This is a genomic window from Delftia tsuruhatensis (genome assembly GCF_903815225.1).
Classification (GTDB): domain Bacteria; phylum Pseudomonadota; class Gammaproteobacteria; order Burkholderiales; family Burkholderiaceae_C; genus Comamonas; species Comamonas tsuruhatensis_A.
The window spans coordinates 3,154,669-3,170,531 of sequence record NZ_LR813084.1; the positions used below are offsets into that span (position 1 = coordinate 3,154,669).

The following is a 15,863-nucleotide window of genomic DNA, read 5'->3' on the forward strand; positions in this document are numbered from 1 at the left end:
CTTTCGTGTCCCGGCCACCCCGTGCAGCTTACTTGGCTGCGCGGGCCTGCTTGACGGCGGCCTGCACCTCGTCCCAGGTGCCCTGGCCCACGGTCTTGGCGATGCCGGCGTTCACCGCCGTGAGCTTGTCGCGCATGCGGTTGGCTTCGGCCGCGGGCAGCTCGTTGACCTGCATGCCCTTGGCCTTGATGTCGGCCAGGGCCTTGGCCGCTTCCTCGCGCGTGTCCTTGCGCTCGAACTCACGGCTCTTGATGGCGGCGTCCTGCAGGACCTTCTTCTCGGCAGGGCTCAGAGTGTCCCACCATTTCTTGCTCACGGTGACGATCCAGGGGCTGTAGACGTGGTTGGACACCGTCAGGTACTTCTGCACCTCGTAGAACTTGCTGGACAGCACGGTGTTGAACGGGTTTTCCTGGCCATCGACCGCGCGCGTCTCCAGCGCCGTGAACAGCTCGGAGAACGGCAGCGGCACGGCGTTGGCGCCCAGGGCCTTGAAGCTGTCCAGGAAGACGTTGTTCTGCATCACGCGCAGCTTGACATCGGCCAGGTCTTCCAGCCTGGCGATGGGCCGCTTGTTGTTGGTGAGGTTGCGGAAGCCATTTTCCCAGTAGACCAGGCCCACCATGCCCTTGGGCTCCAGCGTGGCCTTGACCTTCTCGCCCACCGGGCCGTCGAGCACGGCGTCGGCCTCCCTGGCATTGCTGAACAGGAAGGGGGTGTCCCAGACCGCCATCTCGGGCGACAGGCCGACCAGGGTGGCCGTGGAGCCGACCATCATCTCCTGGGCGCCGCCGATCAGCGCCTGCTGCATCTGCGTGTCCGAGCCCAGCGAGGCATTGCCGATGGCGCGCACCTTCATCTTGCCGCCCGTGGCCTTTTCCACCTCCTTGGCGAAGAAGCGCGCCGCGCGGCCCTGGTTGGAGTCATCGACCAGGCCGTAGCCGAAGCGCACGATGCGCGGCTTGAAGTCCTGGGCCAGGGCCTGGCCCGTGGCGGCCAGCGTGGTGACGGCGGCCATCAGGCCGGCCAGTGCAAAGGGAATACGCATGTTCATCTCCTTGGGTTGTAGTGAGGGGTCAGTGCATCCAGCGCAGCGGGGCGAGGATGATTTGCGGAAAGATCACGAAGAGCACGGCCAGCAGCACATAGACCATCAGGAACGGGTTCGTGCCCTTGATCACCGTCTCCATGCGCAGCCGGCCCACGCCGGCGACCACGTTCTGCACCGTGCCCACGGGCGGCGTGATCAGGCCGATGCAGCCCACGTAGATGAACATGAAGCCGAAGTAGATGGGATCGATGCCGGCCTTGACGGCCAGCGGCGCGCAGACCGGGCCGAAGATCAGGATGGTCGGCGTCAGGTCCATGGCCGTGCCCACCACCAGCAGGAACAGCATCATCATGGCCATGAACAGCACGGGATTGCCCAGCAGGCCCGAGAAGCTGTCGGCCAGCAGGTTGGGCAGGTCGGCCAGCGTGATCATGTAGGCCGTCACCGTGGCCGCGCCGCACAGGAACATCACCACGGCCGTGGTCTTGGCCGCGGCCAGGAAGACGGCGTACAGGCGGCTCCACGTCATTTCGCGGTAGATCACCATGGACACGAACAGGGCATAGACCGCCGCCACCACGGCCGCCTCGGTAGGCGTGAACACGCCGCCCTTGAGGCCGCCCAGGATGATGACCGGCATCATCATGGCCCAGAAGCTCTGGGCCAGGGCCTTCAGGCGCGGCCCCCAGGCCATGCGCTGACCGCGCGGCAGGTCGTACTTGCGGGCGATGGACCACCAGGCAAGGATCAGGAACACGCCCATGATCAGGCCCGGCACCACGCCCGACAGGAACAGCTTGCTGATCGAGGTATTGGTGGTCACGCCGTAGATCACGAAGGGCATGGACGGCGGAATGATGGGCGCGATGATGCCGCCCGAGGCCAGCAGGCCGGCGCTGTAGCTGTCCGGATACTTCTGGTCGCGCATCATGGGCAGCAGGATGGTGGCCAGCGCGGCGGTGTCGGCGATGGCCGAGCCGCTCATCGAGGCCAGCAGCACCGCCGCGCCGATGGCCACATAGCCCAGGCCACCGCGGATGTGGCCCACGTAGGCACGCGCCAGGTCGATGATGCGGCGCGACAGGCCGCCTGCATTCATCAGCTCGCCGGCCAGGATGAAGAAGGGCACGGCCAGCAGCGGAAAGTTGTCGAAGCCGGCCTGCAGGTTCTGCGCGAGCAGTTGCGCGTCGAAGAAGTCCAGATGCCACATCAGCGCCACGCCGGTGAGCACCAGCGCCTGGGCGATCGGCATGCCGATCACCATGCCGCCGATCAGCACGGCCAGAAAGATCAGGGTCACGACCATGGTGTCTGCTCCTTACTCGACCGAAGTCTCGGCATGGCTCTCGGCGGGTGCGCCGCGGCGAAGATCGCGCAGCGTCACCACGATCAGGCCCACGGCCAGCACCAGGGTCGCCGCAGCGCCCAGGGCCAGCGGATAGCCGAGCACGGTGCTGAAGCTGTTCAGCCCTGCCTCCACCTGGGCCCAGGAGCCCCACAGCAGCAGGCCCATGCACGCGAGGACCAGCAGTTGCGACACCCAGAACAGCGCCTTGCGTGCAACGGGGCCCACGCGCGAGGTCACGAGATCGAATCCCAGATGGCTGCCCTCGAAGGCCGCGACGATGGCGCCGATCGCCACCAGCCAGACGAAGAGCAGGCGCGAGATTTCCTCATAGGACACGATGCTGGTGTGGAACACGTAGCGCAGCACCACATTGACGAAGACGGCGATGACCATGCCAGCCAGGGCCAGCACCATCAGCGCCTCGGCCAGGCGCTGCAGGACCGGCTTGGGCCGGGCTGCGGGGGAATCGGGTTGCATGGGGAATGTCTCCTGGTGTTATGGGTTTGGAGTCGGTTCAGGGGTCTGGTCCAGCCAGGCCCGGGTGCGGTGCACGATCTCGGCCAAGGGCAGCGTGGCATCCACGCTGAGCACGGCGCCCTCGCCTGCGGGGCTCTCCAGCGTGGCGAACTGGTTGGCCACGAGTTCCGGCGAGAAGAAGTGCCCCGAGCGCTCTTGCACGCGCTGCAGCGCGGTCTCGTAGCCGAGGTCCAGGAAGACGAAGCCCACGGTGCCGGCCGGGCCGGCTTCGCGCAGCCGGTCGCGGTACTTGCGCTTGAGCGCCGAGCAGGTCAGCACCACGCCAGGGCCGGGCGAGGCGACGGCCGTTCCCAGCAGGCGGGCCAGCGTGTCCAGCCAGCCGCTGCGGTCCTCATCGGTGAGGGGGATGCCGGCCTGCATCTTGCGGATGCTCTCTTCGGCGTGGTGGGCATCACCTTCATGCAGGGTCCAGCCCAGCGCATCGGCCAGGGACTGGCCCACGCTGGATTTGCCACAGCCGGACACGCCCATGACGACCAGCGCCCGAGGCCTGTCTTCTGGGGAAATTGTTGGGATAGCGCTATCCATGATTTTGCAAAAATTGGCAGACCAGGGGTCTGCCTTGGATTTCGATGTTCCGGCGTTCTTCCCAGGCTGGCTGCGGGTTTACACGCAGCCGCAACGGCTTCGGGATGAATGGGATAGCGCTATCATAACCTTCGCCGATATGACCACCGACCTAGGACAATCCCTTGGCCCGACACACTCCGCCCACAGCTTCGAAACCATCTCCTGCCGAGCATGCCCCCGGCCGAGCACGTTCCTCGCGTGCCAGTGGCCGCATCACGCTCAGCGACGTGGCGCAGGCTGCCGGGGTCAGCCCCATGACGGTTTCACGCGCGCTGCGCGGCGAGAGGCGTGTGGACCCGACCCTGGTGGAGAAGATCCAGGCCACGGCCCGGCAGATGGGCTATGTGCCCGACCCCGCGGCACGCGCCCTGGCCTCGCAGAAAAGCAGCCAGGTGCTGGTGCTGGTGCCCATGCTGTCAAATACCTTGTTCGTGGACCTGATAGAGGCCGTGCACAAGCAACTGTTCGCGGCCGGCTACCACGCCTTGATCGGCGTGACCCACTACGACCGTGCCGAGGAAGAGCAACTGCTGCGCACCTACCTGCCCATGCGCCCTGCCGGCCTGCTGCTCACCGGCTTCGACCGCAGCCCCGCCGCACGGGCGCTGGTGGAGGCCAGCAAAGTGCCCTGCGTGCACCTGATGGAGCTGGGCGGCGCGGCGGACACGCCCAGCGTGGGGTTTTCCCAGGCCGAAGCGGGCGCGGCGATCACGCGCCATCTGATGGAGCGGGGACACCGGCGCATCGCCTTCTGTGCAGGTCAGCTCGATGCCCGTGTGATGCAGCGTGCCGCCGGCTATCGCGATGCACTGAAAGAGGCCGGCCTGCACGATCCTGCGCTGGAGCTGCTGTGGCCCCGCCCCACGTCGATGGCGCTGGGCGCCGAGCTGCTGGATGCCGCGCTGCGCCTGGAACCTGCTGTCGACGCCCTGTTCTTCTGCAATGACGACATCGCCCAGGGTGCGCTGCTGGAAGCCTTGCGCAGGGGTATCCGCGTACCCCGGCAGATCGCCATCGCAGGCTTCAACGACCTGCCCGGCAGCGACCAGATGGTGCCGCCGCTGACCACCATCCGCACGCCGCGCGGCCCCATCGGCACCGAGGGTGCGCGCATGCTGCTCCAGCTGATGCGCGGCGAGCCCGTGGAGCAGCACAGCGTGGACCTGGGCTATGAACTGGTGGTGCGCCAGAGCAGCTGAGGCACCGGCGGTTTCGGCCTCCCCGCAGGTGCTCAGCCCGGCAGCAGGCGGCGCAGAGTGTCGGCCAGATCCTCGGCCACGAACTTGGCCACGTAGCCGTCCGCGCCGACGCTGCGCACGTGGTCCTCGTTGGCCGAGCCGGACAGCGAGGAATGGATGACCACGGGGATGGGATGAAAGCGCGCATCCTGCTTGATGTTGCGCGTGAGCGTGAAACCGTCCATCTCGGGCATCTCCAGGTCGGTCAGCACCAGGGCGACCTTGTCGGTGATGTCCAGGCCCTCGGCCTCGGCCATGCGGGCCAGGGCGTTGAGGCGGTCCCAGGCCTCCTGGCCCGACTTGAGCATCTCGTAGGGAGCCTGCAGCACCTTCAGTTCCTTCTCGATCAGGGAGCGCGCCACGAAGGAATCGTCCGCGGCCAGCACGATGGCGCCGGGCTTGAGGTGAAGCCGGGGCCCGACCTTCTCCGGAGTGATCTCCTGGCCGTCGGAGGGCGAGACCAATTGCAGGATGGCTTCCACATCCAGCACCTGGGCCAGGCGGGACCCATCGGTGTTGCCATCGAGGCGGGCGATGCTGGTCACCAGCCGGCCCGAGGTCCCGCTGGCCTCGGCCGACAGTACCTGCTTCCAGTCCAGGCGCACGATGTCCTCGACGGCCTCCACCGCGAAGGCCTGGGTGGTGCGTGCATATTCGGTGACCAGCATGATGTTCAGCCCGGTCTGCGGCTTGCAGCCCACGATGGCTGGAAGGTTCAGCACAGGAATCACCTGCCCGCGCAGATTCACCACGCCCAGCGAATGCGGCGTGCCGCCTGCAATGGGCGTGATCTGAGGCATGGCCACGATCTCGCGCACCTTGAACACGTTGATTCCGAACAGCTCGGACTTGCCCAGCTCCGAGTCACTGCCCAGCCGGAACAGCAGCAACTCGAACTGGTTGTTGCTCGTGAGGTTGGTGCGCTCGTCGATCTCTCGCTGGGCGGCCTTGGAGTTGAGGTTCATGCCATGTCCTAAGGGTGACACATACTTTTACAAATTCTAAGGCGAACGCCTCGCGTTCTGTAAAAAATCATGCGTCCGAGGCTGGAGAGGCAGCTCGGGCCTGCAATGGCGCTCCTCTGGGAGGCCATTGCAGGCCCGCGGCACAAGTCTCACTCGAACTCCAGGATCACGTCATCCACGGCCAGCGAGTCGCCCTTGCCCGCGCTGATCTTGCTGACCACGCCGTCCTGCGATGCGAAGAGGATGTTCTCCATCTTCATGGCTTCGATGACGGCCAGCTTTTCGCCGGCCTGCACCTTCTGCCCGGCCTGCACGGCCACGTCGACCAGCAGCCCCGGCATGGGAGACAGCAGGAACTTGGACAGGTCCGGCGGCGCCTTGTAAGGCATGAGCCGGTGCAGTTCCCCGCCCCGCGGAGACAGGACCAGGGCGTCGATCTGTGTACCGTTGTGGATGACGCGCAGGGCAAGCGGGTTCCTGGCCGTGCCACGCTCGACCTGGGCCGTGAAGGGCTTGCCGTTGCAGCTGCCCTGCACGCACATGGCACGCATGGGCGTCTCGCTGCGGAAGGTGTAGGGCTTTCCATCCACGGTGACCGTGCTGGCGCGGCTTTCGGCGTCGAAGTCCGAGACCTGCACCGAGCGGTACTGGTGCTGGCCGTCGGCGCCCAGCACCACCACGCAGTAGTCTGCCGACACCTTGAGTTCATGCCCGCGCATCTGGCCGCTGATGGTGGCGGCACGTGCGCGGTAGCGGCGGTTCATGTGCCCGGCCAGCGCGACCAGGAAGTCGGGATCCCCGTGCGGCACGTCCTCGGCGTGGAAGCCATGGGCGTAGTGCTCGGCGATGAAGCCGGTGTTGAAGTCGCCGCTCTTGAATTTGGGATGGGCCAGCAGTGCAGCCTGGAACGGAATGTTGGAACTGATGCCGCGGATCACGAAGGCGTTGAGCGCCTCGCGCATCTTGGCGATGGCGTCGTTGCGGTCGCTGCCGTGCACGATGAGCTTGGCGATCATCGAGTCGTAGTACATGGGAATCTCGCCGCCTTCGTAGACGCCCGTATCCACGCGCACGCCATGCAGGTGGCCGGTGTCGGCCTGCCACATGGTCTGCTCGGGCGGCGAAAAGCGCACCAGGCGGCCCGTGGAGGGCAGGAAATTGCGGAACGGGTCCTCGGCATTGATGCGGCACTCGATCGCCCAGCCGTCGCGCCGGACGTCGTCCTGGGCAATGGCCAGCTTCTCGCCGGCGGCCACGCGGATCATCTGCTCGACGAGGTCCAGGCCGGTGATGCACTCGGTCACGGGGTGCTCGACCTGCAGCCGGGTGTTCATTTCCAGGAAGTAGAAATCCTGGTCCTTGCCCACGACGAACTCGACCGTGCCCGCGCTCTGGTAGCCCACCGCCTTGGCCAGGGCCACGGCCTGCTCGCCCATGGCACGGCGCGTGGCATCGCTGATGAAGGGGGACGGTGCCTCCTCGATCACCTTCTGGTGGCGGCGCTGGATGGAGCATTCGCGCTCGTTCAGGTAGATCACGTTGCCGTGGCCATCGCCCAGCACCTGGATCTCGATGTGGCGCGGCTCCTGCACGAACTTCTCGATGAAGATGCGGTCATCGCCAAAGCTGTTGCGTGCCTCGTTCTGGCAACTGGCGAAGCCCTCGAAGGCTTCCTTGTCGTTGTAGGCCACGCGCAGGCCCTTGCCGCCACCGCCGGCGCTGGCCTTGATCATCACGGGGTAGCCTATGCCCCTGGCGATCTCCACGGCGGCCTCGGGCCCGGCGATGGGATCGTTGTAGCCCGGGATGGTGCTCACGCCGGCCTTGTCGGCCAGCTTCTTGGACGCGATCTTGTCGCCCATGGCCGCGATGGCGGCGTGCTTGGGGCCGATGAAGACGATGCCCTCCTCCTCGACGCGCTTGGCGAAGGCCTCGTTTTCGGAGAGGAAGCCGTAGCCCGGATGCACGGCCTGTGCGCCCGTCTGCTTGCAGGCGGCGATGATGCGGTCGGCCTGCAGATAGGACTCGCGGCTGGGCGCGGCCCCGATGTGCACGGCCTCGTCGGCCAGCTTGACATGGCGTGCCTCGCGGTCCGCATCGGAGTACACCGCCACGGTCTGTATGCCCATCTTGCGGGCGGTGGCGATGACGCGGCAGGCAATCTCGCCGCGGTTGGCAATCAGGATCTTCTTAAACATGGCGCCCTCCTGCGGCGATATTGCCTGCGCACGCTACGCGTGCCATGCATTCTGTTGAAACGTCTGCTACGCAGCCGTTTTCGCCGCGGTTGGCAATCAGGATCTTCTTGAACATCTTCGCAGCCTGTTTTTTCTGGATTCGATCTTTGATATCAGGGCCGGGTCACAGGGGAATATTGCCGTGCTTGCGCCACGGATTTTCCAGCTGCTTGTTCTTGAGCATCTGCAGCGAGCGGCAGATGCGCTTGCGCGTCTCGTGCGGCTGGATCACGTCGTCGATGAAGCCGCGCGCGCCGGCCACGAAGGGGTTGGCGAAGCGGGCCTTGTACTCGGCCTCGCGGGCGGCGAGCTTGGCGGGATCGTTCTTGTCCTCGCGGAAGATGATCTCCACCGCGCCCTTGGCGCCCATGACGGCGATCTCGGCATGGGGCCAGGCCAGGTTGACGTCGCCGCGCAGGTGCTTGGACGCCATCACGTCATAGGCACCGCCGTAGGCCTTGCGCGTGATGACGGTGATCTTCGGCACGGTGGCCTCGGCATAGGCGTACAGCAGCTTGGCGCCGTGCTTGATGATGCCGCCATATTCCTGGCTGGTTCCGGGCATGAAGCCGGGCACGTCCACGAAGGTGACCACGGGGATGTTGAATGCGTCGCAAAAGCGCACGAAGCGCGCGGCCTTGATGGAGCTCTTGATGTCCAGGCAGCCGGCCAGCACCAGGGGCTGGTTGGCGACGATGCCCACGGTCTGGCCGTCCATGCGCGCGAAGCCCGTGAGGATGTTCCTGGCGTAGTCGGGCTGCAGCTCGAAGAAGTCGCCATCGTCCACGGTCTTGAGGATCAGTTCCTTCATGTCGTAGGGCTTGTTGGCGTTGTCGGGCACCAGGGTGTCCAGCGACCTGTCGGCACGGTCCACGGGGTCCGAGGTGTAGCGCACGGGCGCCTTCTCGCGGTTGTTCAGTGGCAGGTAGTTGTACAGGCGGCGCAGCATCATCAGCGCCTCCACGTCGTTGTCGAAGGCCATGTCGGCCACGCCGCTGCGCGTGGTGTGGGTGACGGCGCCGCCCAGCTCCTCGGCCGTGACCTCCTCATGGGTCACGGTCTTCACGACCTCGGGGCCGGTCACGAACATGTAGCTGCTGTCCTTGACCATGAAGATGAAGTCCGTCATGGCCGGCGAATACACGGCACCACCGGCGCAGGGGCCCATGATCATGGAGATCTGCGGCACCACGCCGCTGGCCAGCACGTTCTTCTGGAATACGTCGGCATAGCCGCCCAGCGAGGCCACGCCCTCCTGGATACGGGCGCCGCCCGAGTCGTTCAGGCCGATCACGGGCGCGCCGACCTTCATGGCCTGGTCCATGATCTTGCAGATCTTCTCGGCATGGGTCTCGGACAGCGCGCCCCCGAAGACCGTGAAGTCCTGGCTGAACACGAAGACCAGGCGGCCGTTGATCATGCCGTAGCCGGTGACCACGCCGTCGCCGGGGATCTTGCTGTCCTCCATGCCGAAGTCGGTGCAGCGGTGCTCGACGAACATGTCCCATTCCTCGAAGGTGCCGTCGTCCAGCAGCAGCTCGATGCGCTCGCGCGCCGTGAGCTTGCCCTTCTTGTGCTGTGCGTCTATGCGCTTTTGGCCGCCACCCAGGCGGGCCTGTTCGCGCTTTGTCTCCAGTTGATCCAGGATGTCTTGCATGCTGCGATTCCTCTAACGTCTAACGGTATCGGTTTGGGTTGTCTTGTCTGCGATCACTGTGCTGCATTCGCGGGGCCGGCCTGCGCCTGCAGCAGGTTTCTGGCGGCCGTGCTGGCCGCGATGCGCCCCGCGGCCACGTCGGCCTGCATGCGGGGCAGCAGCGCCCGCACCTGGGGGTGCTGGCGAAAGGCCTGCTTGAGGCCGGAGTCGATGCGCTCCCACATCCAGGACAGGGCCTGGCGTTCGCGGCGCAGCGCCAGCCGCCCGTTGGCCTGCTGCAGGCGCCGGAAGTCCTCGACCGCGCTCCAGAAGCCATCGACGCCCTGTTGCTTGAGCGCGCTGATGGTGATGACCCTGGGCTGCCACAGGCTTTCGTCGTGGTGGGCATGTTCGGGATTGCCGTGCATGGCCAGCAGGCGCAGGCTGGAGGTGATCTGAGCCTGGGCGCGCGTGGCGGCATGCGGGTCGATGTCGGCCTTGTTGATCACCACCAGGTCGGCCAGCTCCATCACGCCCTTCTTGATGGCCTGCAGGTCGTCGCCCGCATTGGGCAGCTGCAGCACGCAGAACATGTCGCTCATGCCCTGCACCGCGATCTCGCTCTGGCCCACGCCCACGGTCTCGACGATGACCACATCGTAGCCCGCCGCCTCGCAGACCAGCATGGCCTCGCGGGTTTTCTCGGCCACGCCACCCAGCGTGCCGCTGCTGGGGCTGGGGCGGATGTAAGCATCGGGATGCACGGAAAGATGCTCCATGCGCGTCTTGTCGCCCAGGATGGAGCCGCCCGATACCGTGGATGAGGGATCGATCGCCAGCACGGCAACCTTGAGGCCGCGCGCGATCAGGAACAGCCCCAGCGTCTCGATGAAGGTGCTCTTGCCCACGCCGGGCACGCCACTGATGCCCAGGCGGAACGCACCGCCCGTGTGCGGCAGCAGGGCCGTGAGCAGTTCGTCGGCGGCGGCGCGGTGGTCGGCGCGCGTGGATTCCAGCAGCGTGATGGCCTTGGCCATGGCCCGGCGCCGAACGGCGGGGTTGCCGTTCAGGATGCCGTCTTGCATTTGCTCGGGAGTCACTGCGGCGGGCTCAGAGGCTGTTGGCCTGGCGGATCTGTTCCAGCACATCCTTGGCGCTGGCCGGAATGGGCGTGCCAGGGCCATAGACCCCCTTGACGCCGGCGTTGTAGAGGAAGTCGTAGTCCTGCGCGGGAATCACGCCCCCCACGAAGACGATGATGTCGTCCGCGCCCTGGCGGCGCAGCTCCTCGATGATGGCCGGCACCAGCGTCTTGTGCCCGGCCGCCAGCGTGGACACGCCCACGGCATGCACGTCGTTCTCGATGGCCTGGCGCGCGCATTCCTCGGGCGTCTGGAACAGCGGCCCCATGTCCACGTCGAAGCCCAGGTCGGCGAAGGCCGTGGCCACCACCTTGGCGCCGCGGTCATGGCCGTCCTGGCCGAGCTTGGCGATCATCACGCGCGGACGGCGGCCCAGTTGCTCGGACGATGCGTCGATCTCGCCCTTGAGCTTTTCCCAGCCCTCGGCCGAGTCGTAGGCTGCCGCATACACGCCGGTCACCTTCTGCGTATCGGCGCGGTGGCGCCCGAACACCTTCTCCAGCGCATCCGAGACCTCGCCCACCGTGGCGCGCAGGCGGATGGCCTGGATGGACAGGTCCAGCAGGTTGCCTTCGCCACTTTCGGCGGCCTGGGTCAGCGCCTGCAGCGCGGCCTCGACCTTGGCGGCATCGCGGCTGGCCTTGATCTGGTTCAGGCGGGCGATCTGGCTGTCACGCACCTTGACGTTGTCCACCTCGAGGATGTCGACCGGATCCTCCTTGGCGAGCTTGTACTTGTTGACGCCGACGATGACATCCTTGCCCGAGTCGATGCGCGCCTGCTTCTCGGCGGCGGCGGCCTCGATCTTGAGCTTGGCCCAGCCCGAGTCCACGGCGGCCGTCATGCCGCCCATGGCCTCGACCTCCTCGATGATCTTCCAGGCGGCGTCGGCCATGTCCTGGGTCAGCTTCTCCATCATGTAGCTGCCGGCCCAGGGGTCGATCACATTGGTGATGTGGGTCTCTTCCTGAATGATCAGCTGCGTGTTGCGCGCAATGCGGGCCGAGAACTCCGTGGGCAGCGCGATGGCCTCGTCGAAGCTGTTTGTATGCAGGCTCTGCGTGCCGCCGAAGACGGCGGCCATGGCTTCGATGGTGGTGCGCACCACATTGTTGTAGGGGTCCTGCTCGGTCAGCGACCAGCCCGAGGTCTGGCAGTGCGTGCGCAGCATCAGGCTCTTGGACTTCTTCGCGCCGAAGCCTTTCATGATGCGGCACCACAGCAGGCGGGCCGCGCGCATCTTGGCGATCTCCAGGTAGAAGTTCATGCCGATGGCCCAGAAGAAGGACAGCCGGCCCGCGAAATCGTCCACATCCATTCCCTTGGCCGTGGCGGTCTTGACGTACTCCTTGCCGTCGGCCAGCGTGAAGGCCAGTTCCAGCGCCTGGTTGGCCCCCGCCTCCTGCATGTGGTAGCCCGAGATCGAGATCGAGTTGAACTTGGGCATGTACCGGCTCGTGTACTCGATGATGTCGCCGATGATGCGCATCGACGGCTGGGGCGGGTAGATGTAGGTGTTGCGGACCATGAACTCCTTGAGGATGTCGTTCTGTATGGTCCCCGACAGCTGGTCCTGGGCCACGCCCTGCTCCTCGGCCGCCACCACGTAGCCGGCCAGCACGGGCAGCACGGCGCCGTTCATGGTCATGGACACGCTGACCTTGTCCAGCGGGATCTGGTCAAACAGCACCTTCATGTCCTCGACAGAATCGATGGCAACGCCGGCCTTGCCCACGTCGCCCGTGACGCGCGGATGGTCGCTGTCGTAGCCCCGGTGCGTGGCAAGGTCGAAGGCCACGGACACGCCCTGCCCTCCGGCAGCCAGGGCCTTGCGGTAGAAGGCATTCGATTCCTCCGCCGTGGAAAACCCTGCGTACTGGCGGATGGTCCACGGGCGGCCCGCATACATGGTGGCCTGGGGACCGCGGATATAGGGCTCGAAACCCGGAAGGCTGTCCGTGTGGGGGAGGTCCGCCGTGTCTGCTGCCGTGTACAGGGGCTTGACTTCGATGCCATCGGGCGTGGTCCAGTTCAATGCCTGGATGTCGCCCCCCGGAGCGGCCTTGGCGGCCGCTTGGGCCCATTTTTGCAGGTCGGCTTGCGCGAATTCCTGGCCGTTCTGCGCTGTCGGATGGTCTTGTCTCATGTTCTCAGGCTCGTGAATGACGGGTCGCCTTGAGGGTTCTCCCAGGGCTGCCGCAGTTTACATCATTCATAATTATTCATTCAAAATATCTTTGCCGATACAATCCGGGCCACATGTCGACAAACACCCTCACCCCCCGCGCGCTCTACGAACAGGTCGCAGAGAAACTGCGCCTGCGCATCTTCGAGCATGAGCTGGCGCCCGGTGACTGGATCGACGAACTCAAGATCGCCGATGAGTACGGCATCAGCCGCACGCCGCTGCGCGAGGCCTTGAAGGTGCTGGCCGCCGAGGGACTGGTCACCATGAAGGTGCGGCGCGGCGCCTACGTGACCGAGGTATCATCCAAGGACATCGCCGATGTCTACCATCTGCTGAGCCTGCTCGAATCCGACGCGGTGCAGGTCGTGGCCGAATCGGGCACCGATGAAGAGATTGCCGCCCTGCTCCACACCCACGAGGAACTCAAGGCCCAGACTCGGGATGCCGAGCGCTTCTTCGAGCTCAATGAGAGCTTCCACATGCAGCTGCTGGAGATTGCCGACAACCGCTGGCGCAACCAGCTCGTGGCCGACCTGCGCAAGGTCATGAAGCTCAATCGCCACAAATCGCTGTTCAAGCAAGGGCGCATCGAAGACTCGCTGGCCGAGCACGAAGCCATCGTGCAGGCCCTGATGCGCCGCGACGGCGCTGCGGCGGCACAGGCCATGCGGCAGCATTTCCGAAATGGGCTGGCGGCGGCATCCTGAGATCAAAGAGCACATGGACTCCTGTCATGCCCCGGAGGGCTGGCGACGAACATTGCAGTGCAGCATAAACCTGCGCGGCGGCGCTTCCCATCTTCAAAGCTGACATCCTGGGTGCAGCAAGCGCCGGGCTATCATGGCCGGATTCCGTCACTTTGGCCCGCGCCTTTTCTGCATGAGCATCCAAGACCCAGCACGTACTCCTTCCCTGGCCCTGAGCCTGCCCGCCGATGCCGGCATGGCCACGGCCACCACCTTGGTGGAAATGCTGGCCCTGCGTGTGCGGCAGACACCGGATGGCGAGGCCTATCGGGCCTATGACGAGGAGGCCCGCAGCTGGAAGTCACTGAACTGGTCACAGACCGGCGAGCGCGTCGCCCGCTGGGCCCGGGCATTGGCGGCACAGGAGCTTGCACCCGGATCGCGCATCGCCATCTTGCTGCCCAACGGGCTGGATGCCATGTCCATCGACCTGGCCACCCTGCGCTGCGGCCATGTGCCCGTGCCCCTGCACGCCATCGACAATGCGGGCAGCATCGCCTACATCCTGGCCAATGCCCAGGTCTCCCTGCTGTTCGTGGCCCAGGCATCGACCTGGGACAGGATCTGCGCCACCGGCCAGGAATTGCCGCAACTGCGCAAGGTGGTCGTGGCATCGCCCACGGCCGCGCCGAAGACCGCACTCGACGGGCAGCAGGTCGCCGACGCGGCCATCGAGGCACTGCGCCGCATTCCCGTCCAGCCGCTGCAGCAATGGCTTGACGAAGGAGATGCCGCAGCCCGAACCCTGCCCTCCCCGCCGACGGCCGAGGATCTGGCCGCCGTGGTCTATACCTCGGGCACCACGGGCAAGCCCAAGGGCGTGATGCTCACGCACCGCAACGTGGTCTCCAATGTCCAGGCCGTGATGCAGCGCCTTCAGCCACGCAGCGACGACGTGTTCCTGTCCTTCCTGCCGCTGTCCCACACTTTCGAGCGCACCGCTGGCTACTATCTGGCGCTGGCCGTGGGTGCCTGCGTGGCCTATGCCCGCTCGGTCGCCCAGCTGTCGGAAGACCTCAAGACCCAGCGACCCACGGTGCTGGTGTCCGTGCCGCGCATCTACGAGCGCGTGCATGCCAAGGTCATGGAGGCGCTGGCCCGGTCGCCCCTCAAGGCCCGGCTGTTCGAGACGGCCCAGGCCAAGGGATGGCAGCGCTTTCGTGCCAGCCAGGGCATTGCGGCCGACGCGCAGCCCCCCCAGCCCGAACTGCCGGGCTGGATGCAATGGCTGCCCTGGTCCGTGCTCGATCACCTGGTGGCCAGGCCACTGCTGGCACAGTTCGGCGGACGTGTGCGCGTGGCCGTCAGCGGAGGTGCTCCACTGTCGCCGACGATCGCACGCTGCTTCCTCGGCATGGGCCTGCCCTTGATCCAGGGCTATGGCATGACGGAAACCTCGCCCGTGGTCTGCGCCAACACGCTGGAGGACAACCACCCCGCCACCGTGGGCCGGGCCCTGCCCGGCGTGGAAGTCAGGATTGGAGAGAACAAGGAACTGCAGGTGCGCGGCCCCTGCGTCATGCGAGGCTACTGGGAACGGCCGGAAGACACCGCGAAGACCTTCACTGAAGACGGCTGGCTGCGCACCGGTGATCAGGCGGCGATCGAGGACGGGCGCGTCCGCATCCAGGGCCGGATCAAGGAAATCATCGTCACCTCCACGGGCGAGAAGATTCCGCCGGCGGATCTGGAGCTGGCCATCACGGGCGATCCGTTCTTCACCCAGGCCTTCGTCGTGGGGGAGGACCGCCCCTTCATCGCCGCCGTGGCCGTCGTCGAGCGCGGAGAGTGGCAGGCGATGGCCCAGCGTCTGGGCCTGGACCCTCAGGATCCGCAAAGCCTCAACCACCCTGCCGCGGAACGCGAGGCCCTTGCCCGCATCGAAAAGCAGGTGGCCAGCTTTGCCCGCTACGCCGTGCCCCGTGCCCTGCACCTGGAACTGGAGCCCTGGACCATAGAGAACGGGCTGATGACCCCTACGCTCAAGCTCAAGCGCAACAACCTCATGGCCCGCTTCGACGCCCAGATCGCCGCCATGTACACCAAGCCCTCGGACCGCTGGCAAGGCCGCAACGGCGCAGGCTGATCCCGCCCCCTACCCTGCAGACCGGCTGCCTTCGCATGTGAGGCAGCCATTTTCATTCATCGCTGTTAATTCATGTAAGTTACATCAAAGTCAATAGACAAAGGAGCGCCAGATGCGCT

The 15,863-nt window shown here is 65.9% G+C and carries 12 protein-coding genes; 3 read left to right on the forward strand and 9 right to left on the reverse strand.

Annotation, left to right across the window (positions count from 1 at the left end; translation table 11 throughout):
* Positions 1–28: 28 nt before the first annotated feature.
* Genes L1Z78_RS14290 through L1Z78_RS14305 form a run of 4 tightly spaced genes read right to left on the reverse strand, consistent with a single transcriptional unit; the run spans position 29 to position 3,464 of the window.
* Positions 29–1,048, reverse strand: a complete 1,020-nt coding sequence (locus L1Z78_RS14290; protein ID WP_234637068.1) for a TRAP transporter substrate-binding protein — start codon at positions 1,046–1,048, stop codon at positions 29–31.
* Positions 1,049–1,076: 28 nt separating this feature from the next.
* The gene (locus L1Z78_RS14295) at positions 1,077–2,357 is read right to left on the reverse strand and encodes a TRAP transporter large permease (protein WP_234637069.1); all 1,281 of its coding nucleotides are present in this window, start codon (positions 2,355–2,357) and stop codon (positions 1,077–1,079) included.
* Positions 2,358–2,369: 12 nt separating this feature from the next.
* A complete protein-coding gene (locus L1Z78_RS14300) occupies positions 2,370–2,876 on the reverse strand; it encodes a TRAP transporter small permease (RefSeq protein WP_234637070.1) in 507 nt (168 codons plus the stop codon).
* Between the two features lie 18 nt (positions 2,877–2,894).
* Complete coding sequence (locus tag L1Z78_RS14305; protein WP_234637071.1) at positions 2,895–3,464, reverse strand: gluconokinase; 570 nt, start codon at positions 3,462–3,464, stop codon at positions 2,895–2,897.
* 164 nt (positions 3,465–3,628) lie between these two features.
* On the opposite strand from L1Z78_RS14305, the gene L1Z78_RS14310 reads away from it, so the two are divergent.
* Positions 3,629–4,705: a LacI family DNA-binding transcriptional regulator gene (locus L1Z78_RS14310; RefSeq protein WP_418921620.1), complete on the forward strand. Its 1,077-nt coding sequence runs from the start codon at positions 3,629–3,631 to the stop codon at positions 4,703–4,705.
* A 32-nt stretch (positions 4,706–4,737) separates the two neighbouring features.
* Here the strand turns inward: L1Z78_RS14310 and L1Z78_RS14315 are convergent, their stop codons facing one another.
* From L1Z78_RS14315 to scpA, 5 genes are all read right to left on the reverse strand, one after another.
* Positions 4,738–5,709, reverse strand: coding sequence for a chemotaxis protein (locus L1Z78_RS14315; protein WP_234637072.1), 972 nt, complete (start codon positions 5,707–5,709; stop codon positions 4,738–4,740).
* 149 nt (positions 5,710–5,858) lie between these two features.
* Positions 5,859–7,907 carry an acetyl-CoA carboxylase biotin carboxylase subunit gene (locus L1Z78_RS14320; protein WP_234637073.1) on the reverse strand — a complete coding sequence of 683 codons (2,049 nt, stop codon included), beginning with the start codon at positions 7,905–7,907 and terminating at the stop codon, positions 5,859–5,861.
* A 163-nt stretch (positions 7,908–8,070) separates the two neighbouring features.
* Positions 8,071–9,603 (reverse strand): acyl-CoA carboxylase subunit beta, encoded by a 1,533-nt coding sequence (locus tag L1Z78_RS14325; RefSeq protein WP_234637074.1) that lies wholly within the window; start codon positions 9,601–9,603, stop codon positions 8,071–8,073.
* A 53-nt stretch (positions 9,604–9,656) separates the two neighbouring features.
* A complete protein-coding gene (gene meaB / locus L1Z78_RS14330) occupies positions 9,657–10,667 on the reverse strand; it encodes a methylmalonyl Co-A mutase-associated GTPase MeaB (RefSeq protein ID WP_418921621.1) in 1,011 nt (336 codons plus the stop codon).
* Between the two features lie 25 nt (positions 10,668–10,692).
* Positions 10,693–12,870, reverse strand: coding sequence for a methylmalonyl-CoA mutase (scpA, locus tag L1Z78_RS14335; RefSeq protein WP_234637076.1), 2,178 nt, complete (start codon positions 12,868–12,870; stop codon positions 10,693–10,695).
* Positions 12,871–12,983: 113 nt separating this feature from the next.
* Between scpA and L1Z78_RS14340 the strand changes: the two genes are divergently transcribed.
* Together L1Z78_RS14340 and L1Z78_RS14345 are read left to right on the forward strand one after the other, a co-directional pair.
* Entirely contained in the window at positions 12,984–13,619 is a 636-nt protein-coding gene (locus tag L1Z78_RS14340) for a GntR family transcriptional regulator (RefSeq protein ID WP_234637077.1), read from the forward strand.
* A gap of 172 nt (positions 13,620–13,791) precedes the next feature.
* Positions 13,792–15,744, forward strand: a complete 1,953-nt coding sequence (locus tag L1Z78_RS14345; protein ID WP_234637078.1) for an AMP-dependent synthetase/ligase — start codon at positions 13,792–13,794, stop codon at positions 15,742–15,744.
* The last annotated feature ends 119 nt before the right edge of the window (positions 15,745–15,863 follow it).